25 protein-coding genes, 2 tRNA genes and 1 pseudogene are annotated in these 24,413 nt (G+C 74.3%); 11 read left to right on the plus strand and 17 right to left on the minus strand.

Features of this window, described 5'->3' with window-relative positions; translation table 11 throughout:
• Positions 1-22 precede the first annotated feature (22 nt).
• The 3 genes from ACJTNH_RS02150 to ACJTNH_RS02160 are packed head-to-tail and all read left to right on the plus strand — an operon-like array spanning position 23 to position 2,568.
• On the plus strand, positions 23-1,525 hold the full coding sequence (locus ACJTNH_RS02150) for a sugar transferase (protein ID WP_458172619.1): 1,503 nt from the start codon (positions 23-25) through the stop codon (positions 1,523-1,525).
• Complete coding sequence (locus tag ACJTNH_RS02155) at positions 1,494-1,784, plus strand: hypothetical protein (RefSeq protein WP_458172620.1); 291 nt, start codon at positions 1,494-1,496, stop codon at positions 1,782-1,784. The genes ACJTNH_RS02150 and ACJTNH_RS02155 overlap by 32 nt, the downstream gene beginning before the upstream one ends.
• A gap of 16 nt (positions 1,785-1,800) precedes the next feature.
• The gene (locus ACJTNH_RS02160; RefSeq protein WP_458172622.1) at positions 1,801-2,568 is read left to right on the plus strand and encodes a 3'(2'),5'-bisphosphate nucleotidase CysQ; all 768 of its coding nucleotides are present in this window, start codon (positions 1,801-1,803) and stop codon (positions 2,566-2,568) included.
• Here ACJTNH_RS02160 and cysC read toward each other — a convergent pair.
• The gene (gene cysC, locus ACJTNH_RS02165) at positions 2,550-3,578 is read right to left on the minus strand and encodes an adenylyl-sulfate kinase (protein ID WP_458172624.1); all 1,029 of its coding nucleotides are present in this window, start codon (positions 3,576-3,578) and stop codon (positions 2,550-2,552) included. The two genes, ACJTNH_RS02160 and cysC, sit on opposite strands and share 19 nt — an antisense overlap.
• Before the next feature lie 48 nt (positions 3,579-3,626).
• On the minus strand, positions 3,627-3,767 hold the full coding sequence (locus ACJTNH_RS02170; RefSeq protein WP_458172626.1) for a hypothetical protein: 141 nt from the start codon (positions 3,765-3,767) through the stop codon (positions 3,627-3,629).
• A gap of 300 nt (positions 3,768-4,067) precedes the next feature.
• Here ACJTNH_RS02170 and ACJTNH_RS02175 point away from each other — a divergent pair, with 300 nt between their 5' ends.
• Positions 4,068-4,745 (plus strand): hypothetical protein, encoded by a 678-nt coding sequence (locus ACJTNH_RS02175; protein ID WP_458172628.1) that lies wholly within the window; start codon positions 4,068-4,070, stop codon positions 4,743-4,745.
• Between the two features lie 42 nt (positions 4,746-4,787).
• Here the strand turns inward: ACJTNH_RS02175 and ACJTNH_RS02180 are convergent, their stop codons facing one another.
• The gene (locus ACJTNH_RS02180) at positions 4,788-4,931 is read right to left on the minus strand and encodes a hypothetical protein (RefSeq protein WP_458172629.1); all 144 of its coding nucleotides are present in this window, start codon (positions 4,929-4,931) and stop codon (positions 4,788-4,790) included.
• Between the two features lie 47 nt (positions 4,932-4,978).
• On the minus strand, positions 4,979-6,169 hold the full coding sequence (locus ACJTNH_RS02185; RefSeq protein ID WP_458172631.1) for a hypothetical protein: 1,191 nt from the start codon (positions 6,167-6,169) through the stop codon (positions 4,979-4,981).
• Between the two features lie 100 nt (positions 6,170-6,269).
• Here ACJTNH_RS02185 and ACJTNH_RS02190 point away from each other — a divergent pair, with 100 nt between their 5' ends.
• A complete protein-coding gene (locus tag ACJTNH_RS02190) occupies positions 6,270-7,139 on the plus strand; it encodes an ATP-grasp fold amidoligase family protein (protein WP_458172633.1) in 870 nt (289 codons plus the stop codon).
• Here the strand turns inward: ACJTNH_RS02190 and ACJTNH_RS02195 are convergent.
• From ACJTNH_RS02195 to ACJTNH_RS02235, 9 genes are all read right to left on the minus strand, one after another.
• On the minus strand, positions 7,104-8,153 hold the full coding sequence (locus ACJTNH_RS02195) for a PHP domain-containing protein (RefSeq protein WP_458172635.1): 1,050 nt from the start codon (positions 8,151-8,153) through the stop codon (positions 7,104-7,106). The two genes, ACJTNH_RS02190 and ACJTNH_RS02195, sit on opposite strands and share 36 nt — an antisense overlap.
• A gap of 9 nt (positions 8,154-8,162) precedes the next feature.
• On the minus strand, positions 8,163-8,711 hold the full coding sequence (locus ACJTNH_RS02200) for a DoxX family protein (protein ID WP_458172637.1): 549 nt from the start codon (positions 8,709-8,711) through the stop codon (positions 8,163-8,165).
• Between the two features lie 110 nt (positions 8,712-8,821).
• The gene (locus ACJTNH_RS02205; protein ID WP_458172639.1) at positions 8,822-9,007 is read right to left on the minus strand and encodes a hypothetical protein; all 186 of its coding nucleotides are present in this window, start codon (positions 9,005-9,007) and stop codon (positions 8,822-8,824) included.
• 57 nt (positions 9,008-9,064) lie between these two features.
• Positions 9,065-9,247 (minus strand): hypothetical protein, encoded by a 183-nt coding sequence (locus ACJTNH_RS02210; protein WP_458172640.1) that lies wholly within the window; start codon positions 9,245-9,247, stop codon positions 9,065-9,067.
• A 170-nt stretch (positions 9,248-9,417) separates the two neighbouring features.
• Entirely contained in the window at positions 9,418-9,585 is a 168-nt protein-coding gene (locus tag ACJTNH_RS02215) for a hypothetical protein (RefSeq protein ID WP_458172641.1), read from the minus strand.
• Positions 9,586-9,722: 137 nt separating this feature from the next.
• On the minus strand, positions 9,723-10,148 hold the full coding sequence (locus ACJTNH_RS02220; protein ID WP_458172642.1) for a hypothetical protein: 426 nt from the start codon (positions 10,146-10,148) through the stop codon (positions 9,723-9,725).
• 476 nt (positions 10,149-10,624) lie between these two features.
• Positions 10,625-11,194 carry a DUF6318 family protein gene (locus tag ACJTNH_RS02225; protein ID WP_458172643.1) on the minus strand — a complete coding sequence of 190 codons (570 nt, stop codon included), beginning with the start codon at positions 11,192-11,194 and terminating at the stop codon, positions 10,625-10,627.
• A 131-nt stretch (positions 11,195-11,325) separates the two neighbouring features.
• Positions 11,326-12,822: a phosphatase PAP2 family protein gene (locus ACJTNH_RS02230; protein WP_458172644.1), complete on the minus strand. Its 1,497-nt coding sequence runs from the start codon at positions 12,820-12,822 to the stop codon at positions 11,326-11,328.
• Complete coding sequence (locus ACJTNH_RS02235; protein ID WP_458172645.1) at positions 12,822-13,352, minus strand: CGNR zinc finger domain-containing protein; 531 nt, start codon at positions 13,350-13,352, stop codon at positions 12,822-12,824. Before ACJTNH_RS02235 ends, ACJTNH_RS02230 begins: the two co-directional genes overlap by 1 nt.
• Before the next feature lie 103 nt (positions 13,353-13,455).
• Here ACJTNH_RS02235 and ACJTNH_RS02240 point away from each other — a divergent pair, with 103 nt between their 5' ends.
• From ACJTNH_RS02240 to ACJTNH_RS02255, 4 genes and pseudogenes are all read left to right on the plus strand, one after another.
• Positions 13,456-14,664, plus strand: a complete 1,209-nt coding sequence (locus ACJTNH_RS02240) for an MFS transporter (RefSeq protein ID WP_458172646.1) — start codon at positions 13,456-13,458, stop codon at positions 14,662-14,664.
• Positions 14,665-14,754: 90 nt separating this feature from the next.
• Positions 14,755-14,843: transfer RNA gene (locus ACJTNH_RS02245), tRNA-Ser, on the plus strand.
• Positions 14,844-14,866: 23 nt separating this feature from the next.
• Positions 14,867-14,939 (plus strand) — tRNA-Arg (locus tag ACJTNH_RS02250).
• Between the two features lie 115 nt (positions 14,940-15,054).
• Positions 15,055-15,468, plus strand: a pseudogene (locus ACJTNH_RS02255) (MBL fold metallo-hydrolase); the annotation flags it as partial.
• Positions 15,469-15,657: 189 nt separating this feature from the next.
• Here the strand turns inward: ACJTNH_RS02255 and ACJTNH_RS02260 are convergent.
• Entirely contained in the window at positions 15,658-16,077 is a 420-nt protein-coding gene (locus tag ACJTNH_RS02260; protein WP_458172647.1) for a PaaI family thioesterase, read from the minus strand.
• Between the two features lie 254 nt (positions 16,078-16,331).
• Between ACJTNH_RS02260 and ACJTNH_RS02265 the strand changes: the two genes are divergently transcribed.
• Entirely contained in the window at positions 16,332-19,112 is a 2,781-nt protein-coding gene (locus ACJTNH_RS02265) for a transglycosylase domain-containing protein (protein ID WP_458172648.1), read from the plus strand.
• A 178-nt stretch (positions 19,113-19,290) separates the two neighbouring features.
• Here ACJTNH_RS02265 and ACJTNH_RS02270 read toward each other — a convergent pair whose 3' ends face one another.
• The 3 genes from ACJTNH_RS02270 to ACJTNH_RS02280 form a co-directional block, all read right to left on the minus strand.
• Entirely contained in the window at positions 19,291-20,202 is a 912-nt protein-coding gene (locus ACJTNH_RS02270; protein WP_458172649.1) for a universal stress protein, read from the minus strand.
• Positions 20,199-21,605, minus strand: a complete 1,407-nt coding sequence (locus tag ACJTNH_RS02275) for an amino acid permease (protein WP_458172650.1) — start codon at positions 21,603-21,605, stop codon at positions 20,199-20,201. The genes ACJTNH_RS02270 and ACJTNH_RS02275 overlap by 4 nt, the downstream gene beginning before the upstream one ends.
• Before the next feature lie 89 nt (positions 21,606-21,694).
• A complete protein-coding gene (locus ACJTNH_RS02280) occupies positions 21,695-23,005 on the minus strand; it encodes an alpha-hydroxy-acid oxidizing protein (RefSeq protein ID WP_458172651.1) in 1,311 nt (436 codons plus the stop codon).
• Positions 23,006-23,072: 67 nt separating this feature from the next.
• Here ACJTNH_RS02280 and ACJTNH_RS02285 point away from each other — a divergent pair, with 67 nt between their 5' ends.
• Positions 23,073-24,350: an Nramp family divalent metal transporter gene (locus tag ACJTNH_RS02285; RefSeq protein WP_458172652.1), complete on the plus strand. Its 1,278-nt coding sequence runs from the start codon at positions 23,073-23,075 to the stop codon at positions 24,348-24,350.
• Positions 24,351-24,413 lie beyond the last annotated feature (63 nt).

Genomic DNA, 24,413 nt, shown 5'->3' on the forward strand with positions numbered 1-24,413 from the left:
GGAGCGCACCGGGAGTTACACATTGTCACTGCTCGACTCCACTGACGAGGTCGCCGAGCTACGCACCGACGTGGTCGCTCGGCGCCGCTTCTGGTCCGTGGCCCGGCTCCGCGGCGAGGGCACGGCCGCGCGCCGTGCCTGGCGCAGCACCTACGTCCGCCGGGTCGTCGCGGGTGACGCGATCGTGGCCGTCCTCGCCGCCCTCGTGGGCCGGCTGCTCCCCGACACCGGCCCGCTCTCCGCGACCACCGTGCCCTGGCCGGTGCTCGTCATGCCCCTGGTCTGGGTCGGCGCCATGGCGATCGCCCGCACCTACGAGGAGCGCTTCCTCTGGGTCGGGCCCGAGGAGTTCCGGCGGGTCTTCTTCGCCGCCGCGCTGCTGCTCGCCGCCGTCGGCACCATCTCCTGGGCGTTCAAGCTCGAGCTGGCGCGCAGCTTCGTCGTGGTCGCCCTCCCGCTGGCCACCGTGCTGACCCTGCTGCTGCGCTACGTCCAGCGGGCCTGGCTGCACAGCCAGCGGGTGCACGGCCGGTTCCAGCAGACCGCCATCCTGGTCGGCCACCGCAACGGCACCGCCGAGCTGCACGCCCAGCTGGAGCGCCAGGCCAAGCACGGCCTCCGGGTCATCGGCGTCTGCCTGCCCACCGCCGAGCCGGCCGGCACCGTGTTCGACGGCCTGCCCGTGCTCGGCAGCTTCGCCGACGTCGTCGACGTCGTCCGCCGGTACGAGGTCGACACCGTCGCCGTGCTGCCTTCGCCCGAGCTGGACGGCGCCAGCCTGCGCCGCCTCGGCTGGGACCTGGAGACCACCGAGGCCGAGCTGCTGCTCGCCCCCGCGGTCACCGAGTTCGCCGGGCCCCGGGTCGGCATCCGGCCGGTCAGCGGCCTGCCCCTGCTGCACCTGGAGCGCCCGGAGTTCCGCGGGCTGCGCCGGGTGACCAAGGACGTCTTCGACCGTTCGGTCGCCTCCCTCGCCGTCGTCGTCCTGCTGCCGGTGCTGCTCGGCCTGGCGCTCGCGGTCAAGACGACCAGCCGCGGCCCGGTGTTCTACCGGCACCAGCGGATCGGCAAGGGCGGCGAGCCGTTCCACGTGCTCAAGTTCCGCAGCATGGTGCCCGACGCCGACAAGCGGATCGAGGCGCTCATGGCGATGAACGAGGGCAACGCCGTGCAGTTCAAGATGAAGCGCGACCCCCGGGTCACCCGCGTCGGTGCGGTCATGCGGCGCTTCTCCCTCGACGAGCTGCCCCAGCTGTTCAACGTCATCGGCGGCTCGATGTCGCTGGTCGGCCCCCGGCCGCACGTGACCCGCGAGGTCGAGCAGTACGGCTTCGACATGCGCCGCCGCCTGCTGGTCAAGCCGGGCATCACCGGCCTGTGGCAGGTCAGCGGCCGGTCGAACCTCTCCTGGGACGACTCGGTGCGCATCGACGTCCGCTACGTGGAGAACTGGTCGCTGGCGATGGACCTGATGATCCTGGGCAAGACGCTGGGTGCGGTGGTCCGCGGTTCCGGCGCGTACTGACCCCCCGCCGGTCCGGCCCGGCACCCAGCCGTTCTGGTCGGCGCTGCGCTGGCTCGGCGCGTCGGTGGCGGTCGCCGTGCTGACCGCCTTCGCCTACCTGCTGGTCACCGGCCGATACGCCGACGAGGGGCCGGTCCTCCTCGTCCTGCGGCCCGGTCGGGGCGTGCACCGCGGCGACCTGTTCGTCGTCGCCGGCTGGGTGCTCGGCGTGTCCGCGGTGCTGACCGCGGCTGCCTCGGCGGGGCGGCGCGAGCGGTGACTGGGAGAGTGGCCCGGTGACGACCGTCGACCCCGCTCGCGCCGCCGACGCCGCCCTCGCCGCCGAGCTGGCCACCGCCGCCGGGGAGCTGCTGCTGCGGGTCCGCGGCCGCGACCTCCCCGACGCCGCCGCCCGCAAGGCCGCCGGCGACGCCGGGTCGCACGAGTTCCTCCTCCAGCGGCTGCGCGCCGCCCGCCCCGGCGACGCCGTGCTGTCGGAGGAGGGCGCCGACGACCGGGCCCGGCTCACCGCGGACCGGGTCTGGATCGTCGACCCGCTCGACGGCACCCGCGAGTTCGCCGAGCTCGACCGGCGCGACTGGGCGGTGCACGTGGCGCTCTGGGAGCGCGGTGACCTGGTCGCCGGGGCCGTCGCGCTCCCCGCGGAGGGCCGCACGCCGAGCACCGCCGAGCCGACGACGTTCCCCGCCCGCCGGCCGGGGCCGCTGCGGCTGGCGGTCAGCCGCAGCCGGCCACCGGCCCTCGTCCAGGAGCTCGCCGCCCGGCTGGACGCCGAGCTGGTGCCGATGGGCTCGGCCGGGGTCAAGGCCGTGTCGGTGCTGGACGGCGTCACGGACGCCTACGTGCACGGCGGCGGCCAGTACGAGTGGGACTCGGCTGCCCCCGTCGCCGTGGCCCGGGCCGCCGGCCTGCACACCAGCCGGCTGGACGGCGCCCCGCTGCGCTACAACCAGCCCGACCCGCACCTGCCCGACCTGGTCGTCTGCCGCCCCGAGCTGGCCGGCCGGCTGCTGGCGGCGATCGCTCAGCTCCCGGTGAGGTAGTCCAGCACCAGCCGGGCGCTCTCGTCGACCGAGCTGCGCCGGGTGTCGATGGTCAGCTCGGCGTCGGTCGGCTCCTCGTAGGGGTCGCTGATGCCGGTGAACTCGGCGATCTCCCCGCGCCGGGCCCTCGCGTAGAGCCCCTTGCGGTCACGGGCCTCGCACTCGTCCAGCGGGGTGGCCACGTGCACCAGCACGAACGACCCCGGGCCGGCCTGCTCCTCGACCATCCGGCGCACCTCGGCGCGGCTGGCGGCGTAGGGCGCGATCGGCGCGCACACCGCCCAGCCGCCGTGCTTGGCGATCTGGGCGGCCACCCAGCCGATCCGCCGCACGTTGGTGTCCCGGTCGGCGCGGGAGAAGCCGAGCCCGGCGGAGAGGTGGGTGCGCACCTCGTCGCCGTCCAGCAGGGTCACCGTGCGCCCGGCCTCGAGCAGCAGCTCCACCAGCCGGCCGGCGATCGTCGACTTCCCGGCGCCGGACAGCCCGGTGAACACGACCACGCGGCCGCCGGTCGTCACGGGCGCCGGGTCGACCCGGCTGGCCACCGGCCCGGCGCCGTAGGCGCCGGCCAGCTCCATCCAGCCGATCTCCGGGCCGGCCGCGGTCACCGGCACCGGCACGATCACCAGCTCCCGGCCCACCGCCCGCTGGGCCCAGGCCGCCGCGGTCAGCGAGATCTCCGCCGCGTCGGGGGCGGTGCCGGCGACCGGCAGCAGCACGAGCAGCTGGTCGGGCAGCCCGGCGGCGTCGTCCGGGGGCCGGCCGACCCAGGCCGCCGGCTGCGACCAGCCCCGGCGGTCCAGCTCGGCCCGCACCTCGGCCGGCGAACGCCAGCGCGGGATCTCCCGGACGGCCAGGCCCCCGGTGCCCGTGCTGGCGACCAGCACGCCCTCGGCGTCCTCGAAGTCGGTGTCCGCCGGCAGGTCGGGCGGGGTGGGGCTGAGCCCGAAGGCGTGCCGGGCCAGCTCAGCCAACTGGGCGTGGGTGAGCCGGGTCCGGGTCTGCGCCATGGCAGCAGTCTGGCAAGCGCCGGGCGGACAGGTGCGTCGTGGGCCGGGTCAGAACGCGGAGCGGACGACGCCGCACCGGCAGCCGTAGTGGCTCCCGCCGCCGAACGGGTCGTCGCCGAGCCGGTGGAACCGGTGCACGTGCAGCGTGCGCCGGCGGGTGTGACGCGGGGTGTCGGAGAGCAGCGGCACAGCCGGATCCTCCCGGCGGCGTGTTCCCGGTAGACCCCGTGCCCGCTGCGCGCGGGTGAACAGCGGACCTACACCTGTCGACGCAGCCCGCCCGGACGCCCGCAGGCCCGACCTCAGCACTGGCAGCACCGCCTCACTGTGCCAGCTCCGGGCACCCGTTCGCCCCGTGGACCCCATCACCACCACGGGTGACGCCGAGGGCCGTCCTGCTCCGGGACGGGGCAGTCCGTCCGGTAGACACGCTTTGTGGCCAACGGGAGAACACTGAGTACACCCCGTCGGCGTGTCCCGGTGCCGAGGGTGGCGCTCGTGCTGGCCGGCATCGCGATCGCGCTGGAGCTCGTCGGCTACCTGACCCGGGTCGGCGGCGCCTCGCCGTCCGTCGCCCGGACGCTGTCGATGGACGCACCCTTCTCCCTGGCCCGGCTGTTCGTCGCCGGGCTGTTCGCCGCCGCCGCGGTCGCCGCCGGGCTCGGCGCCGGGCGCATGCCCGGACGGCGCACCTGGTGGACCGCGGTCGCGGTGATCGCCGCCGGGATCGCCACCGTCAAGGCCGGCGGCGACGTGCACGTGACGTTCGTGCGGGCAGTCGCGGGCAGCGACGCCCTCCGGGGCCTGCTGATCTCCGCCCCGATCGCCCTGGCCGCCGTGGGCTGGCTGTGGTGGCTGAGCCGCCACGAGCGCCGCGACCGGCGCCGGGTGCTCAGCTGCCTCGGCGGGTACGCCTTCGCCTCGGTCGGGCTCTCCGCGGTCAGCACGGTCGCCGCCCAGCAGTGGGGCGCGCGGGGCGCGGCCGCGGCCACCTTCGTGGAGGAGAGCGGTGAGGCGCTGGCCGGCGTGGCCTTCCTGGTCGCCGTCCTGGTCGGTGTGGCGCCGCGGCTGGTGCTGCCCGCCGGCTGGACCCGCCGGGCCGACGACGCGCACTCCCTCGAGCTGCCGGCCGTCCAGCCCGGTCGGGCCGCCGAACCCGGTCGCTGAGCTCTCGGTCGCCCGGGGCGGTGGCCCCGGGCGACCCTGCGGTCAGGGGACGGCGGGGCGGCTCACCGGGATCCGGGTGCGCTGGTGGGCGGCCCGCTGGGCGGCGAAGCCGGACTGGAGGGCGTCGGCCAGGGCGATGGCGGGGTCGGTGGACCCGGCGACCGGAGGAGTTGCGGTCTGCGTCATGGCCGAAAGCTAGGGCGACGCCGTGTCCGCACCCGGTCGACACACGGTCAGCACGCGTTACGGGTTCGTGACCGGTGCACTCCTGTCACACCCACCGGTCGATCACCCAGCGCAGCGTCCAGCCACGCGTCGGTGCGCCGGTCCCACGTGCGGTCGGCCGCCCACGCCGTCCGGGCCTCGGCGTGGCCGGACGGCTCGTCCGCGGCGGCCACCATCGCCGCGGCCATCTCGGCAGCGCCCCGGACGACGGCGGTGTGCGGCGGCACGTCGCTGGAGTGCTCCAGGTGGCCGGCGGTCGCGACCACCGGCACCCCGCGGGCGCAGTAGTCGTAGGTCTTCATCGACGACTGGCCCAGCGCGCGGCTGGCGACGTCGGGGATCAGCCCCACGGTGGCGGCGTCCAGCACCGCGGGCAGCCGGTCGCGGTCGAGCAGCCCCGCGTACCGGAAGCGCCCGGGGAACTCCTGCTCCAACGCCCGGAAGCGGTCGGCCGCGGCCTGCGCCCGCTGCGGGAAGACCAGCTGCCCGTGCACGGTGAGCGTCCAGTCCGGCAGTGCGGTGAGCACCTGACGCACCAGCTCGACGTCGAACCGCTCGGCGACGCTGCCCACGTAGACGGCGTGCCGCTCCCGGCGCGGACCCGTCCGGGGCGCGGACAGCAGCACCTCGTCGGTGCCGTTGGGGACGACGACCGGCGTCCGGCCGGGGAAGAGGTCGGCCAGCACCTGGTTGACCACGACCACCTCGTCGGCCTCGTCGGCGATCCGGCGGAGCTGGTCGGGCAGGCCGCGGGCCTGGGGGAGCAGCCGGGCCCAGTCGTCGGTGCAGTCGAAGACCACCCGGCCGCCCAGCGAGCGCGCCGCCCGCCACTCCCACGGGAACATCAGCACGGTCAGCCCCGGCGTCCAGCCCGAGCGTCGCAGGAAGCCGCCGAGCAGTGCGGCGTCGACCCGCTCGGCGACCGGGCCGCGAAGGCCGGGGAGCAGCGTCGAGCGCTCGGAGACGCTGACGCCCGGCGCGGCCGGCAGGAACCGTCCGCGCAGCAGGTGACGCCGCCAGTTGCCGGGGTCGGTGCGCAGCCGGCGCCAGTCGCTGGGCGCCTGGACGAACCGCACCGGCGCACCCCGGCGGACCAGCTGCCCGGCGATCATGTGCTCGCGGCGGATGGCCGGGTGCCACGGGTCCTTGGCGACGAAGCCGACGCCGGCGGCCAGCTCGGGGTGCTCGGTCGAGGTCAAGAGGCCGCTGCCGTGCTCACGCCCCGACCCTAGGAGCCGGTCGGTGCACCCGCTGGCCCAGACTGTGTGAGCTGTGTCGATCGCACGAGGAGGCGCCCCGGTGGCCCCACTGCTGCCACCGGCCGCCGTCCGGCGGTTGCCACTGCCGGCCAAGCGCGCCGTCCTGTACCGGCGCGCGCACGGCCGCTGGCCGGGTCGTCCGCCGCGGACGTTCACCGAGAAGGTGAACTGGCGGGTGGTGCACGACCGGCGGCCGCTGATCGGCCGGCTGGGCGACAAGCTGGCGATGAAGGAGCACGCCGCGACGGTGCTGCCCGCGCTCAGCGTGCCCCGCGTGCTCTGGACCGGGACGGACGTCGCCGAGCTGGCCGAGGTGCCGCTGCCCGACCGGTGGGTGCTCAAGCCCAACCACGGCACCATGCGGGTGCACCTGGGCGCCGGCCGGCCCGACGTCGCCGCGCTGCGCCGGCTCACCACCGGCTGGCTGGACGAGCCGCTGTTCCGCGACCGCGGCGAGTGGGTCTACAGCCAGGCCCGCCGCACGCTGCTGGTCGAGGAGTTCATCGGCCCGGCGGGTGAGGTGCCGGCCGACCACAAGCTGCTGGTCTTCGGCGGCCGGCTGGAGCTCGTCCAGGTGGACACCGGCCGGTTCGGGCAGCACCGGCGCCGGCTCTACACCCCGGACTGGACGCCGGTGGACGTCGCCGAGGCGGTGCCGCCGGGGCCGGTGACGCCGCCGCCGGAGTCGCTGCCGGAGCTGACGAAGGTCGCCGAGGCGCTGGGGGAGGGGCTGGACTTCATCCGGGTCGACCTGTTCGACGTCGCCGGTGAGGTGTGGTTCGGCGAGCTGACGCCCTACCCCGGCGGTGGGCTCGACCGCTTCGACCCCGAGCTGGACCGCCGGCTCGGCGCGCTGTGGCAGCTGCCGCCGCGTTCAGCCGTGCGTGCGGGCGAGCAGCTCCTCCGCTGACCGGGTGTTGACCACCCGGTCGACCGGCACGCCGCACTCCACGGCGCGGGCGCACCCGGCGTCCTGCCAGTCGAGCTGGCCGGGGGCGTGCGCGTCGGTGTCGATGGCGAAGTCGCAGCCCAGCTCCACCGCCCGGGTCAGCAGCCGGCGCGGCGGATCGAGCCGCTCGGGCCGGGAGTTGATCTCCACCGCCGTCCCGTGCGCGACGCAGGCGGAGAAGACGGCGTCGGCGTCGAACTCGCTCTCCGGCCGCGGCCGCTGGGTGCCGTTGCGCTGCTTGCGTCCGATGACCAGCCGGCCGGTGCAGTGGCCCAGGACGTCGGTGTGCGGGTTCTCGACGGCGGCCAGCATCCGTTCGGTCATCTGGGCCGCGGGCGCCCGCAGCTCGGAGTGCACGCTGGCCACGACGACGTCGAGGCGGCCGAGCAGCTCGTCGGTCTGGTCCAGCGACCCGTCGACGTTGATGTCGCACTCGATGCCGGTGAGGATCCGGAACGGGGCCAGCTCGTCGTTCAGCGCCGCGACGACGTCCAGCTGCTGTTCCAGCCGCGCGGGCGTGAGGCCGTTGGCGACGGTGAGCCGCGGCGAGTGGTCGGTGAGCGCGAGGTACTCGTGGCCGATCGAGATGGCGGCCTCGGCCATGTCCCGGATCGGGCTGCCACCGTCGGACCAGTCCGAGTGCGCGTGCAGGTCGCCCTTGAGCGCCGCGCGCAGCGCCGCAGCGCCGTCGGCCAGCGGGGTCAGCTCGGCGTAGGACTCCTCGAGCCGCTGCAGGTAGGCCGGGATCTCACCGCGGTGCGCCTCCAGGACGACGGCGGCGGTCTTGTCGCCGATGCCCTTGAGGTCGGTGAGCGTCTTCGTGCGCACCCGGCGGTCGAGTTCGGCGTCGTCCAGGCCGGCGACGACGGTGGCGGCGGTGCGGAAGGCCTGCACCCGGTAGGACGGCTCGCGGGCGCGTTCCAGGAGGAAGGCGATCCTCCGGAGCGCGCCCGCGGGCGTGTGTGCCGTGCTCATGCGGTCAGGTCAGTGCTTGAGCTTCTTCGTCTGCTTGGCGGCACGCTTCTGCGCCTTGGCGGCCTTCTTGGAGGCCTTCTCGTAGCTGGCCTCAGCGGCGGCAGCTGCCGAGGTGGCGGTGCGCTTGGCCCACCAGCCCACCGACGGCTTGCCCTCGGTGTCGACGGCGGCGATCAGCAGACCGCCGAACATGCCGACGTTCTTCAGGAAGTTGCTCGTCTGCCCGAAGCGCTCCTTCGGGTCGGTGTGCTCCCAGAAGCGGTGGCCGGCCAGCGTGGTGGGCACCAGCGAGGTGGCCAGGGCGAGGGCGGAGAAGCGGGGGAACTTGCCGAGCGCGAGCAGGGTGCCGGCACCGACGTGCACGCCGGCGTTGATCTTCACCCACTGCTCGACGTCGTGCGAGACCTCGACGGGCAGCTGCTTCTCGGCGATCTCGGTGATCTGTTCGACGACCGGTGCGGCGCCAGGAACGCGCGACTGCGGGTTCCGGAGGGTGTCGATCCCCCCGTAGATGAACGTGGCGGCGAGCATCGGCCGGGCGATCCGGCGGACCAACATCTGTGACCTCTTCCCATCGGTGACGTCAGCAGAGCAGTGCCCTGGTCAGCGCCAGGACAACCTCTGATCCGTGACCGTAGTGAGAAGTGCCGATCATCGCTGGGCGAGCGTCAGGCGCTGTACCGGCCGTCCTCCTCGGAGGAGTCCTGGCCCGTGTCGTCGCGGGCGGCGCGTTCCCGCTCGAGGCGGTGGCGTTCGCCCTGGTCGGCTCGGCGCATCGCGGCACCGACCCACAGCGCCGCGATGACCGCGACGACGACCCAGACGGCGGCGATGAGGAGCAGCGTCGTCGTCACTCCCTGGTCATCGACCAGTTCGGCCGACTCCTTGAGCCCAGGGTGCGCGGGTGTGGGTCAGTGGCTGGGCTGGACCGGCCGGGCGCCGAGGACGTCGTCGACGGTGAGGTCGGCCGGCAGCCCGGCCAGGTGGTCGGTGAACGGGGCGCGACGGTCGGCGAGGCGGATCCCGCCACCGACGGCCAGGGCGAGCCCGGCAGAGACGACGACCCAGCTGAGGGAGACCACGGCGACGACCACGAGTTGTTTCTAGCCGTCCAGGCTTGGTGTCCATGCGGACTCGCGTGGGCAACAGCTGACGAGGCGCTGCGCCTCTGTTGGGTGATCATGGGCGATGTCAGACAAAGCCATCGCCTGATGACCAGTGTCGGTGTGGCAGTGACTGCTGTGACACCCGAGCCGCCCGCAACTCAGCCGGCGAGGCGGTGGTCAGCCGCCGACTGGTCGAACCCGGCGACGTGCCGGTTGCGGTCTGCCCACTCCTGGCGCTTGACCGCCAGGGCCGCTTGGCCCAGCCACAGCGCGCCACCGATCGCGACCAGTGCCCATGCCACCAGCGCCCAAGCCCACCAGGACATCCGTGCTCCTCCTCGTTGAGGGTGGACGGATCATGCCTGTGACAGGGGGCACACGCAATGGCCTGGTGAGGCACCGAGTCGGCGCGGGTGCCGGATCGGCTCGGCGTGCCCCAGCGCGAGCGGACCGTGGCGCCCCGCTAGTCGTACGGGCTGGTCAGGACCGAGCGTGCCTGCCGCACGGTGAAGGTGGCCGGGTCGCCCTGGGTGGTGGTCGTGCCGGGGACGTCGGCCTGCACGCCTCCGTCGACGGAGTAGGTCGCTGCCCAGGTCGTGGTCAACGACGCCGTGTACGTCCCGGCGGCGTAGTCGTGGGTGATGGTGTGGTCCGGGTAGGGGGCGCCGGCCTCGGTCGTGGTGAGGACGGTGCCGTCGCCGGTGTCCCAGGCGTAGCTCTCCACCCTCGCGACGATGACCACCTCGAAGCCGCGGATGTCCACGGTGAAGGTCTGCGTCGTCGGGCTGTCGGTGAAGAAGACGACCGGAAGGCCGACGAGCGCCTCGCCCGGTGGTTGCTGACGGGTCGTCAGCTCCGGGAGCGGCAGCGTCTGGAAGTACCGGAACACCTCATCCGGCGACGGCGGCGGGTTCAGATCTGTGACGTCGATGCACGTGCTGCCCTCGTTGACCCAGGTTCCATAACCTTCGCCAATCGGGACTCCGGGGCTAGGGGCAATGCCATCGACTTCTGTCGCGCCCGGTTGGGCTAGTCGTTGGCGTCCAACCTCGTAAAGCACGACCACTGTGCCTGCCGACTCTGGACATGTTTGCGCCCCAGGCTGACACGCCCCCAGGTCTTCGTCGTCGGCTTGGCACGGAGTTCGGAGCCGCCATCGATAAGGGACTGGTTCAGGCTGCGCGGCGTACGCCTTGCGGAGTCCGGCTCCCGGGACACCATCCACAAAACTGACCAGCAGTGTGCCGGTGCCAACTGAGGTGGTCGGCGTAGGTTCCGCTGGGCACCCGTAGCAGGGGGCCGCAGAGGCATCCTGCGCAGAGAGTGTCAACAGGACGCCGACAATCAGTGCACAGAAGGTCGCTCTCAAGTGATGGTCACCTGGTTGATGAGCCAAGCTTGTAAGTCTGGACTCCAGGTTGCCGCAAGGGCAGTGAAGGCGGTGAAGCTTGGCTGTGTGCGTGAGGCTATGAGTTCTTTGTCCGGCCCGATCACGGAGAGGCTAGTTTGCTCAACAGTGAACGCGGTTTCGGCTGTCTCGCCAGTTAGATGCGCCTGACCCGGGTCGGCGAACGATACGTCGCCACCTCTAATCTGGTTGCCGGCCGCCTGATCCTCATTGACTGCCTCGATGAGAAATTCGCAATACTCGCAATCACGACTAAGGGCGCGGACTGGTTCAGTGTCGCCTTGTTGATAGGCGCGAACAGTCAGTTGAATAAAGTATTGGCTAGCGGCGATTGCGCCAGCTTGGGTTTTCTCGCGGGCTTCGATCGGCATGGGGAAGTCGGCTGGGCCGAGGGGGGCAAGCGACTCGCTGCTCTCCGCCGATGACGACGCCGGCGGCAGTGTCTCGTTGGCGGTCTCGCCGTTCGAGCAGCTGGCCAGCAGGGCCATGCCCATGGCCGTGGCGGCCACCGTCCTGACCAGCCGCATCCGTCGTCCTCCTCGAGCCCCTCAGCAGAGTCCTTGCGGAGACTACGCAGGTCAGCGGGCTGTCGCGTCCCCCGAAAGCCGTACCTGTGGACGCTGGTGCTCTGCTGCCCGGGTGGCAGCAGAGCACCAGCTCAGCGGGAGCAGTAGACGGTCAGCCGCTCGCGCTTGCGGAAGAGGAACTCCGTCGCCGCTTCTCCGGTCTCGCCGTCGTAGGCGATCCGCTGCGCACCCGACAGCACCCGCACCCGCAGTTCCGGCACCTGGAACTCGGCGTAGCACCGGCTGTGCTCGCTGACGCCGAACAGTGTGGCGAGCACGGTCCGGGTCCGGCCGAACCTCAGGTCGGCGCGCAGGTACTGCACGTCGAGCAGGCCGTCCTCCAGGCGCGGGCGCCAGGCGGGGGAGAGCCCGCGGGGCACGTAGCACCCGTTGCCGACGAACAGGATCCAGGCCGAGATGCGCCGCCCGTTGACCTCCAGCTCGACCGGCGACCCGCGGCGGAGCACCTGGGCGGTGGCCACGGTCAGCGCCGCCCACTTGCCCAGCCGCCCGCTCAGTTGGTCGCGGCGCCGCACCATCTCGGGGTAGCTGCCGATGCTGGCGGTGTTCAGGAACGGCACTCCGTTGACCTCGGCGACGTCCACCTGCACAGCGGCCCCCTGGGTGACCGCGGCGGCGGCCTCGGGCGGCGTGGCGACCCCGAGGTCGCGGGCGAAGTGGTTCAGCGTCCCGGCCGGGACGACGGCCAGCGGCAGCTCGTGCTCCAACGCGACGGCTGCGGCGGCGGCCACGCTGCCGTCCCCGCCGGCCACCCCCAGCGCCTTCGCCCGACCCGACCGGGCGGCCGCCTCGAGCAGGTCGCGCACGCCGGCGTCCTCGGTCATCTCCAGCACCTCGGCGCGCGGCAGCAGCTCGGCGATGTCGGCGGCCGGGTCGTAGTCCTCCCGTCCCGACCGGGGGTTGACCGCGACGACCAGGCCGTCGCCGTCCGGCAGGGCAGGTGCCTTCCAGGCCCGCCACACCCGCGCCGGGTCGTTGGGGCGCACCCGCCACCAGTGCTGGGTGGCCAGTGCGACGCCGCTGCCCACGGCCATCCCGGCCAGGACGTCGCCGGGGTAGTGCACCCCCACGTGCACCCGGGAGTAGCCGACGCCGAGAGCCAGCGGTGCGATCAGCGCGCCGGTCACGGGGCTCTCCAGCGCCACCCCCGTGGCGAACGCAGCCGCCGACGCCGAGTGCCCGCTGGGGAAGGAGGAGGTGTGCGGCACGCGCCGCAGTGCGCGATCACCTGAGATGACGGCCAACTCCGGTCGCACCCGGCTGAACGACCGCTTCAGGACGGCGTTGACCAGCGCGCTGGAGACGACCAGCGACCCGGCTCCGCGGACGGCGGCCCGCCGCGACCGGCCACGCCACAGCCCGAGCGCGCCGGCGAGGAGCAGCCAGAGCTTGCCGTGGTCGGCGGCGGTCGACAGGCGGCGCAGCCAGCGGTCGACCCGCGTGGTGGGCAGCCGGCCGACGCGATCGAGCAGAGCGGCGTCCCAGCTCAGCGGGGAGAGCGTGCTCCTCCGGCCTCCCTGCAGGGGTCGGCCGCGAGCGTGCGAGTGGGGAGCAGGGAGGTCCTCCATCAGGCGCGCTGGCGGGCCCGGTAGGCGGCGACCGTCGAGCGACTGGCGCAGGTGTTGGAGCAGTAGCGGCGGCTGGCGTTGCGCGAGGTGTCGACGTAGACGTGCCCACAGCCCTCGGCTGCGCACACGCCCAGCCGCTGCCAGCCGTGCTGCACCACGACCTGGGAGAGCCCCATGGCCACGGTGGTCGTCAACTGCTCGACGGCGTCGGCGTCCGGGCGCGCGTAGTGCAGGTGCAGCTCGCCGTCGTGGGCGGTCGCGTAGGGCTTGGGGGAGGCCAGGTCGAGCAGCGCGTTGAGCCTTGCCATCACGTCCGGCTCGTTGTCGGCCAGTGCGACGTCCCGCACGAGGGCCGCCGTCCGTTCGACCGACCCGGCGTCCGGCGCGGTCAGCTCCAGCGCTGTCCCGTCGGTGAACCACTCGACGTGGGCGTCGAGGAACACCTGCACCCACTGCGGGTCGTCGCGGTCGGCGTTGGCCAGGTCGATGGCCAGCTCGACGGCGTTCGACCCGTAGGTGTCGTAGTCCATTTGACTCCCTACCGCCGTGATACCGTTCGGAATCTGTAGGGGGTCAACCGCCGTTGGCCACCTACAGATTCCCTGTCTCGCACGTCCTGAAGTGAGTCCAGTCATGCGTTCGTACCTCACCGTGTGGCGGCTTCCGTCCGCCCCGGTGCTGCTGCTCTCCGGCTTCGCCGGACGGCTGCCGTCCTCTATGGTGCCGCTCGCGCTGCTCCTCATGGTGCAGGACCAGACCGGCTCGTATGCGGTGGCGGGCGCTGTCTCGGCGACCTACGGCATCGCGACGGCGGTGCTGGCGCCGGTGCTCGGCCGCCTCGCCGACCGGCGCAGCCCGCGCCGGGTGCTGCTCGCCCAGTCCGCGCTGTACCCCCTGCTCCTCGCCGCGGTCGCCGTCGTCGTCCTGGCCGACGCGCACGTGGCGCTGATGCTGGCCGCCGCTGGTGCCGTCGGCGCGAGCACCCCGCTGGTGTCGGGCACCGTGCGTGCCCTGTGGTCCCGGGTCGACGCCCGGGTGCGGCCCACCGCCTACGCCCTGGACGCGACCGCCACCGAGCTGGTCTTCGTCGCCGGCCCGACGCTGGTGGCCGCGCTCACCCTGCTGGCCAGCCCCTCGATCGCGCTCGCCGTCGCCGGCGTGCTCGGCGTGGGCGGCGCGCTTGGCATCGCTACCAGCGCACCGATGCGTGCCTGGCAGCCGGTCGTCGCCCCGCGGCGCCCGCTGCTGGCGACCGTCACCACCCCGGGCATGCCGCGCATCCTGCTCAGCGGCACGGCCCTGATGTTCGGCATCGGTGGCCTGGAGGTCGCCGTCCCGGCCTTCGCCGACGCGGCCGGCTCGCCGGGGATGTCCGGCGTGCTGCTCGCCGTCTGGGCGCTGGGCTCGGCCGGCGGTGGCCTCTGGTTCGGCGCCCGGGTGGTCAGCGCGTCGCTCCCGCGGCAGTACCGCTGGTGCCTGCTCGGCGTGACGATCGGCCTGGCCCCGCTGGCTGCGGTGTCCAGCCCGTGGCTGCTGGGTGCGCTGCTCTTCCTCGGCGGGACGGCGATCGCCCCTACGCTGACGGTGCAGAGCTCGCTGGTCGGCTCGATCGCGCCCGCGTCGGCGGTCACCGAGGCGTTCACCTGGCTGTCCACGGTGACCTTCGGCGCCTCGGCCATCGGCGCCGCCGTGGGTGGCTGGCTCATCGAGAGCTCGGCCGGTGTGGCCGGTGCCCTGGTGATGGCCACCGCTGCCGCGGCGCTGGCCGTCGCGGTGACGCTGCTGCCCGGACGCCGTCCCGAGGTGCCCATGGCGTCCCGGCGCGACGCCGTCCCAGCCTGACCGGAGGGGCGGCTCCCGACCCCCGTTGGGAGCCGCCCAGCGGCGCTGGTAGCCTTCTCTCTCGGTGGTTCCGGGGTGACCCGGTCCCCGGGAGGCTTCGCCTAGTCCGGTCTATGGCGCCGCACTGCTAATGCGGTTTGGGTTAATCCCCATCCCGGGTTCAAATCCCGGAGCCTCCGCGCAACAACTGAACACGCACCACGCGCCCGTAGCTCAACGGATAGAGCATCTGACTACGGATCAGAAGGTTAGGGGTTCGAGTCCCTTCGGGCGCACGTCTGGTTGAGACAGCGCAACGGCCCCGCACTCCTGGTGAGTGCGGGGCCGTTCGTGTTCCTGCGCCAGACTCACCGGGTGCAGCGCAGCGACGTCCAGCAGGTCGCCGACGACGTGTTCCGCGTCGACGGGGGCATCGTCAACTGGTACCTGCTCCGCGACGGACAGGACCTCACGCTGGTCGACGCCGGCTACCCGGGCAACGCGACCGACGTCGAGGCCTCCATCCGGCTGCTGGGCCACCAGCCCGGTGACCTGCGAGCGCTGCTGATCACCCACGCGCACGCCGACCACATCGGTGCGGCCGTCCCGCTGCATGCCGGGCACGGCACCCCGGCGTACTGCAGCGCGGTGGAGGTGGCGCACGCCCGCCGTGAGCACCTGCAGCAGGTCACGCCGGTGCAGGTGCTGGCCAACGCCTGGCGCCCGGGCGTGCTGCCGTGGGCGCTGCACGCCGTGCGGCTCGGCGGCACCCGGCCGGTCGCCGTCCCGCACGCGCGGGCCTTCCCGTCCGAGGGCCCGCTGGACCTGCCCGGTCGGCCTGTCCCGGTGCCCACGCCCGGGCACACCGACGGGCACAGCGCGTTCCTCGTCCCCGGTGCCGAGGCGGGCAGACGCGTCGGGCAGCGGTCCGGTGACCGCTGCCGGACGCCGGCCGGGTGCTGCCGCGGCGGGCCGAAGGCGGGGCCGCTCGCCGGCGCCCGGGGTCGATCGGCGTCAGCGGGGCCGCAGCACCGACTTGGTGACCTGGCCGGTGGCGACCAGCACCCCGTCGACCGTCGCCTCCGACCGCAGGAAGGCCACCGAGCGGCCCAGCCGCAGCAGCGTGCTGGTCAGCAGCAGGTCGGCGCCGGGCTGGACCGCGCGCAGCAGCGAGCTGGTCGCGTCGTGGGTGACCGCGTTCTCGCCCCGCGCCAGGTGGGGCAGCAGGTGCACGTAGGCGACGACGTCCAGCAGGGCCGCCACGATCCCGCCGTGCAGCACCCCGCCGTTGTTCAGGGCCGGCTCACGCACCGGCAGCACGAGGCCGGCGGCCGGGTCGCCCGGGTGGGCCATGCGCAGGCCCAGCCAGGCGTGCAGCGGCACGTCGAGCACCCCGCGGACGCGCTCGGCCAGGAGGTCGTCGGCGGAGGTCACGCCGGCGACGGTACGGCCCGGGCACCGGCGGCCGGCACCGTGCCCGGCGCCCGGGCCGCACATGACGATCGTGTGGAGAAGGGGAGCGCGGGTGGGTGGGCCGCGGATCGCGTGGCACCAAGGAAGGGGAGAGGCGTCCCCGGCCCGGGGCGTCCGTGAGCCGTCCCGGGAGTGGTGTGGATGTCGACGTGGTCCTCCGGCGGTGTGCCGGTGACGTGGGAGCAGGCGCGCCGCCGCGACCACCGGCGCCGGCGATGAGCGCCCGCGACGAGCGGCGCCGGCAGCCCTGGTTGCTGCCCACCGCCGAGCCGGCAGCGCCCCGGCGCCGGCGCCCCGCCGCGCTGGTCACCCGGCTGGTCCTGGCGGTCGTGCTGGCCGGCGCGCTGGTCGCCGGGGTGGCCGCACCGTGGATCGGCGGCGCCGGCGTCGTCGCCGAACGGGGCGCGGCCCTCGCGCACCCGCTGGAGACCGCCGCCGTCGACGCCCGACTGCCGGGCAACACCCGGGTGCTGGCCGCGGACGGCTCGGTGATCACCGAGTTCTACCGCCGCAACCGGGAGCCGCTGACCCCTGACCAGATCGCGCCGGTGATGACCGACGCGCTGATCGCCATCGAGGACGCCCGGTTCCGCGACCACGCCGGCGTCGACTCCCGCGGCCTGCTGCGGGCCCTGGTGCGCAACCTGGCCGCGGGTGAGGTCACCGAGGGCGGGTCGACGATCACCCAGCAGCTGGTCAAGCAGCTGCGGCTGCAGACCGCGGGGAGCGCCGGCGGCCGCGACGCCGCCACCGCCGACACGGTCGGCCGGAAGCTCCGCGAAGCGCAGATCGCGCTGGCCGTGGAGGAGCAGTACAGCAAGGACGAGATCCTCACCCGCTACCTCAACACCGTCTACTTCGGCAACGGCGCCTACGGGGTCGCGGCCGCCGCCCGCCGCTACTTCGCCACCACCGCCGACCGACTGACCGCCGCCCAGGCAGCGGTGCTCGCCGGCGTCGTCCGCAGCCCCTCGTTCTACGACCCGGTCGCCGAGCCCGAGCACGCCCTCGACCGCCGGGACCTGGTGCTCACCCGGATGGCCGAGGTGGGGCTGCTGGACCCGGCCGCCGCCGAGGCCGCCCGCGCCGAGCCGCTGGGCGTCGTCGACGGCGGCAGCCCGCCCAACGGGTGCACCGAGGCCACCGTCGGCGGCTTCTTCTGCGGGCACCTGCTGCGGGAGCTGACCGAGCAGCACGGCCTCACCCGGGAGGAGCTCCAGGACGGCGGGCTGACCGTGCGGACCACCCTCGACCCGGCGGTGCAGCGGGCCGGGGACGCCGCCGTCGTGCAGACCCTCGCCCTCGACGACCCCCGCGCCGCGGTCTACGTGAACGTGCAGCCGGGCACCGGGCGGGTGCTCGCCATGTCGGTGAACCGCAGGTACGGCCTGAGCGAGACCGACCCGGCCCAGACCACCGTCGACCTGCCGGCCGCGGCCGGGCAGGGCGCCGGCTCCACCTACAAGGTGTTCACCGCGGCCGCCGCCCTGGAGCGCGGCTTCGGCCTGGACCTGGAGCTGCGCACGACCGACCCCTACGTCTCGACCGTGTACCGCGACGGCGACGGCCGCTACGACGTCGAGAACGCCGGCCGGTACCCGCGCCGGCTGGACATGGAGGAGGCGCTCTACCGCTCGTCCAACACGTACTTCCTCGCCCTGGAGGACGCGCTGGGCAGCGTCGAGGGCCCGGTGCGGATCGCCCAGCGGATGGGGCTGAGCAGCCTCGACCCGATCGCCGACCAGGTCGTCGCCGAGAACCGCGGGTCGTTCACCTTCGGCGCCGAGCCGACCAGCCCGCTCGCGCTGGCCAGCGCCTACGCGACGCTCGCCGCGCAGGGCACGCAGTGCCGGCCGCGCCTGGTCGAGGCCGTGCTGGACCGGTCCGGGCAGCCGCTGACCGGCCCGGACGGGCAGCCGCTCGTCGGCGGCCCGCAGTGCACCCCGGAGGCGATCGCCCCGGGCATCGCCACGACGCTGACCCAGGCCCTGCGCAAGGACGTCGAGCCCGGCCACCCCGGTCAGACCGGTCGTCGCGCGTTCGTGCCCGGCCACCAGATCGCCGGCAAGACCGGCACGACGCAGGACAACTACTCGGTCACCTTCGTCGGCTACACGCCGGAGTTCGCGGCGAGCGTCATGGTCTACAACCCGGTGCGCAACCAGGACGTCGGTGGCTTCGGCGGCGGCAAGGCCGCCACCGTCTGGCGCGACGCGATGGCCCCGGTGCTCGACGGCCGGCCCGCGGCCGCCTTCCCGCCCGCCGACGCGCGCTACCTGGAGGGCACCGGCAGCACCGTGCCCCGCGGCTGCGTCGGAGCCCGGCTGGACCGGTGCCGGACCCTGCTGACCGGCGCCGGCCTGCAGGTCGAGCGGACGACGGTGGACGGCGACCTGCCGGCCGGCCGGGTGGTCGCCCTGTCCCCGTCGAGCGGGACGACGGTCCCGGAGGGGCACCCGGTGCGGGTGCTGGTGAGCAACGGGTCCGGGTACACGCCGCCCCCGCCGCCGCCGACCCGGACGCCCGAGCCGACCCCCGAGCCGACGCAGGAGCCGGAGCCGGAGCCGAGCCCCAGCCCGGAGCCGAGCCCGACGCCGGAGCCGACCGCCCCGGAGCCGACCACCCCGTCGCCGACCCCGGAGCCGCAGCCGAGCCCAGAGCCGCAGCCGAGTCCGGAGCCGACGCCGGATCCCGTGCCGTCCCCGGAGCCCACCCCGGAGCCCACTCCGGAGCCCCAGCCGGCCCCGCAGCCGTCCCCGGAGCCCGGCCCGGAGCCCAGCCCGGCGCCGCCGCCGTCCCCGGAGCCCAGCCCGGCGCCGCCGCCGTCCCCGGAACCACAGCCGGAACCGACCCCCGAGCCGTCCCCGGCCCCGGCACCTGAGCCCGCGCCCAGCCCGGATCCCGGCCCGCAGCCGGCCCCGGAGCCCACGCCCAGTCCGGACCCGGCGCCCAGTCCGGCGCCCACAGCAGGACCCGAGCCCACGCCGGGGCCGTAGCGGGAGACGGCAGGGCCGCGGGCCGGCCACGGCGGGGCGGCGTGCAGGGGAGTGGGTGGCGGGCGGGGGGCCGGTCCTGACGGTCTGGCCGCGTTGGTCGGTCCCTCCAGCAGTGGAGAGCCACTCGTACCGGCTTCCCCCGCCCGGCCTTCACTGTGACTCAGGCCACAGCGCGCCGTCAAGAGGACGTCGGCGTGCCTCCCGCGCCGCGCGGGACGACCAGCACCGGCACGGTCGTGGCCCGCAAGATCTTCGTCGCCGTCGACCCGACGAACACCCGGGTCAGCGGCCCGATCCGGGAGGAGCCGACCACCAGCACGTCGCCCGGCTCCCACGGGACGGCGGCGATCGCCCCCGCCCAGCCGGCCCCCCGGGCCAGCAGCGTCTCCGGCGCCGCGCCCGGCCCGGGCCAGCCGGCCACGACCTCGTCCAGCGAGCCCTGCACCTGCGCCGCCCACTCCTCGCTGACCACCTGCTCCATCCGCAGGCCGGTCTCCGAGGGCAGCATCGCCGCCCGCTCGGGCACGAAGGTGACCAGCCGGATCGGCACGCCCCACCGGTCGGCGAAGCCGCGGGCCGCGGCCAGCGCCTCCCGGGAACGGGCGGTCCCCGCCCAGGCGCAGGTCAGCCGCCGGGGCGTGGCCGGGGCCGACCACTCCCGGGGTGCCAGGGCCAGCGGCACCGGCGAGCTGTGCAGCAGCCGTTCGGCCACCGACCCAGCGGCGAAGCGGCCGGCCGGGGCCTCGGCGGCGGCGCCGAGCACGAGCACCCGCGCGCGGTACCGGCCGGCGGCCTCCACCAGTCCGGAGGGCACCGACGACGCCGGGACGACGGCGGTGCGGACGTCGTCCACCCCGGCTGCGCGCAGCCCGGTGAGCGCCTCTGCCTGCCGCGTCGCGGTCAGCGCGGCCCGCCACTGCCGGTACTCCCGGTCGACCCGGGAGGCGATGGACCCGGCGGCGTCCGGGGGCACCACCGTGGCCACCACCACCGGTGACCGTTCGGCGCGGGCCAGCCCGGCGGCCAGCCGCAGGGCGGCGTCGTCCCCGCCGCCGTGCTCGGCGGCCTCCCAGCCCAGCAGGACGGTCATCGGTCCGTCGTCCGCAGCGTGGAGTGGGTGCGGGCGTAGGTGACGTAGACGATCGCGGCGACCGCCAGCCACCCGGCGAACAGCAGGTACGTCGTCCCGCCGAGCCCGGCGATCAGGTACAGGCAGAAGGCCACCGACAGCAGCGGGACGACCGGGTAGCCGGGCACCCGGAAGCCGCGCGGCAGGTCGGGTTGGGTGCGGCGGAGCACCATCACCCCGATCGAGACCACGGTGAAGGCCACCAGCGTGCCCATGCTGGTGAGGTCGATGAGGAAGTCCAGCGGCACGAACCCGGCCAGCGCGCCCACGAACAGCGCGACCGCGACGGTGCCGCGGACCGGGGTGAGGGTGCGCGGGTCGACCCGGCTGAACAGCGAGGGGATCATGCCGTCCCGGCTCATCGCGAACAGGATGCGCGTCTGGCCGTACATCGTCACCAGGGTCACGGAGAAGATCGAGACGACGGCGCCGGCGGCGAGCACGACACCGGGCCAGGTCGAGCCGGTCACCCGTTCCAGGATGACCGCCAGCCCGGCCTCCTGGCCCTCGAACTCCGCGGCCGGCTGCGCGCCGACGGCGGAGACGGCCACCAGCAGGTAGACGACGGTGACGACGACCAGCGCGCCGACGATGGCCAGCGGCAGCGTGCGGCGGGGGTCGCGCACCTCCTCCCCGGCGGTGGAGACGGCGTCCAGCCCGATGAAGGAGAAGAAGATCGTCGACGCCGCGACGCTGATCCCGGCGACGCCCATCGAAGCGAACGGCGTCAGGTTGCCGCTGCGGAAGCCGGTGAAGGCGATCACCACGAACAGCAGCAGGACGGCGACCTTGACCACCACCATCACGGCGTTGGCCCGCGCCGACTCGCTGGCCCCGCGGATCAGCAGCAGGGCGCACAGCGTGACCAGCACGATCGCCGGCAGGTTGACCACGCCCCCGGCGCCGGGGGCGCCGGACAGCGCGTCGGGGATGCGCACGCCCAGGGTGTCGTCGAGCAGCTGGTCGAGGTACTCGCTCCAGCCGACCGAGACCGCGGCGGAGCTGACCGCGTACTCCAGCACCAGGCACCACCCGACGGCGTAGGCGACGACCTCGCCGAGGGTCGCGTAGGCGTAGGAGTACGAGGACCCGGCGACCGGGATGCTGGAGGCCAGCTCGGCGTAGCAGAGCGCGGTGAACCCGGCCGTGATCGCGGCGATGACGAAGCTGACGATGACCGCCGGGCCGGCCTCGGGCACCGCGGTGCTGAGCACGAAGAAGATGCCGGTGCCGATGGTCGCGCCGATGCCGAAGCTCATCAGCTGCAGCGGGCCGATCCGGCGTGCCAGCCCGCCGTCCTCGCGGTCGAACTCCGCGACCGGCTTCCGCCGGAGCAACTGGGACCTGGCCGACGGTGCGCTCACCCGGGGAACTGTCCCGCGATCATGGTGACCTGACCACCCGATCCAGCGCCCGTGGGTCCGAGATCACGGCACGGGCCGCTCCGTGCAGGTCAGGGACGGCGGCGCAGGACCTCCCGGGAGAGCTGGTCGACCGCGGTGTGGCCGGTGAGCCCCAGAGTCAGGTCGAACTCGCCGAGCACGTCCTCCACCACCTGCCGGACGCCGGACTCCCCGGCCAGGCCCAGCCCCCAGGCGTAGGGCCGGCCCAGCAGCACCGCGCGGGCGCCGAGGGCGACGGCGACCAGCACGTCGGCCCCGCTGCGCACCCCGCTGTCGAACAGCACCGGCACCCGGTCGGCGACGGCGTCCACGACGTCGGGCAGTGCGTCCAGGGCGGCGATCGAGCGGTCGACCTGCCGCCCGCCGTGCGTGCTGACCACCAGCCCGTCGACGCCCTCGTCGACCGCGCGCCGGGCGTCGTCGGGGTGCAGCACGCCCTTGAGCACGATCGGCAGCCGGGTGCGCTCGCGCAGCCAGGCCAGGTCGGCCCAGGTGATCGAGGGCCGGGAGTAGATGGACAGGAAGGTCTCGACGGCGGCGCGGGGGAGCGGGGAGCGCAGGTTCTCCACCAGCGGGCCGGGCCACGCCCGGGCCATCCCGACCAGCGCCCGCACCGCGGCGAGGGTGGGCCGGGGCTGGCGGTCGACCGGCCCGGCGGCGGCGCCGGTCGGCGGGGCGGCGGCGGCCGCGGCGCGCTCCTCGACCAGCCGGCGGAACACCGGGTCGGAGGTGTACTGCGCGATGCCCTTGCCCAGGGCGAACGGCAGGTGGCCCAGGTCGAGGTCGCGCGGGCGCCAGCCGAGCATCGTGGTGTCCAGGGTGACGACGACGGCGTCGCAGCCGGCGGCCTCGGCCCGCCCGAGCAGGCTCTCCACCAGCTCGTCGGAGGTCGACCAGTACAGCTGCATCCACCGCGGGGCGTCGCCCATCGCCGCCGCGGTGGTCTCCATCGGCACCGACGCCTGGTTGGAGAAGACCATCGGCACCCCGACGGCCGCCGCGGCCCGGGCGACGGCGAGGTCGGCCTCCGGGTGCACCAGCTCCAGCGCACCCACCGGGCCGAGCAGCACGGGCGCGGGCAGCCGGCGCCCGAACAGCTCGACCGAGGTGTCCCGGGAGCTGACGTCGCGCAGCACCCGGGGCACCACCGACCACTGGTCGAACGCCGTCCGGTCCGCCCGCTGGGTCGCCTCGTCGCCGGCACCGCCGGCCACGTAGCCGTGGGCGCGCGCGTCGAGCCGGCGCCTGGCCTCCTCGGCCAGCGCGCGGTACACGGTGGGCACCCGCGGGTGCCTGCCGTAGACGCCCGCGCGGTAGACCGCGTCCTGCCGCCGCCGCCCGGTGCCTGCCGCTGAGTCCATCGGGCCACCGTAGTGACCTGGCTCTCCCCGTACGCTCCCTGGACCGCCGAACGACGGGAGCAGCACCGTGGACGACCCGACGACCCAGCACGTCGACCCCGCACCGGAGGCCGCCCAGCAGCCCAGTCGCAGGTGGCGTCTGATCGGGCCCGGCATCGTGGTGGCCGCCACCGGCGTCGGCGCCGGCGACCTGGTCGCCACCCTGATCGCCGGGTCGGAGTACGGCTACGCGCTGCTGTGGGCCGTCGTCCTCGGCGTGGTGGTCAAGATCGCGCTGGCCGAGGCGGTCGGCCGCTGGCACCTGGCCACCGGCTCCACGATCTTCACCGGCTGGCGGTCGCTGGGGGTGTGGACGTCGGTGTACTTCGCCGTCTACGTCGCCGTCTGGGGCTTCGTCTACGGCGCCACCGCGATGACGTCGGCGGCCCTGCCGCTCGCCGCGCTGTTCCCGGCGTTGCCCATCTGGGCCTGGGGCATCATCTGCGGCCTGGCCGGGCTGGCCTTCGTCTGGTTCGGCAACTACGCGGTGTTCGAGAAGGCGATGACGGCGCTGATCGGCGTCATGTTCGTCATCGTCGTGGGCCTGGCCGTGCTGGTCACCCCGAACCTGGGCGACGTCCTGGGCGGGCTGGTGCCGCGGCTGCCCGAGGGATCGGCGGTGTACACCCTCGGCCTGGTCGGCGGGGTGGGCGGCACGATCACCATGGCCGCCTACGGCTACTGGGTGAACGCCAAGGGCTGGCGCGACGCCTCCTGGATGCGGGTCATGCGGCTGGACAACCGGGTCGCCTACATCACCACCGGCGTCTTCGTCGTCGCGATGCTGATCGTCGGCGCGGAGCTGCTCTACGCCAGCAGCATCGCCCTGGAGAGCGGTGACCGCGGGCTGCTCGACCTCGACGAGGTGCTCCGCGACCGGTTCGGCCCGGTCGTCGCCACCTTCTTCCTGATCGGCTTCTTCGCCACCTCCTTCTCCTCGCTGCTCGGCGTCTGGCAGGGGGTGAGCCTGCTGTTCGCCGACTTCGTGCGCAACCGCCGCACGGCCGAGGGGCAGCTCACCGGCGCGGTCGAGCGCAGCTGGCCCTACCGCGGCTACCTCCTGTGGCTCACCTTCCCGCCGATGGCGCTGCTCTTCCTCGGCCGGCCGTTCGCCCTGGTCGTCGCCTACGGCGCCTTCGGCGCGTTCTTCATGCCGTTCCTGGCTGGCACGCTGCTCTACCTGCTCAACGGACGGCGCACCCCGCGGGAGTGGCGCAGCGGCTGGCTGTCGAACACCCTGCTGGCCGGTGCGGCCGCCCTGTTCGTCGTCCTGTGCGTCAACGAGCTGGCCGGGCTGATCGGCTGACCTGCGCGACGCGCCCGTTGCGACACGCCAGCGACACGGAAGTGACGGGTGTGACGGAGCGGC

It is taken from the genome of Modestobacter lacusdianchii (assembly GCF_054177765.1).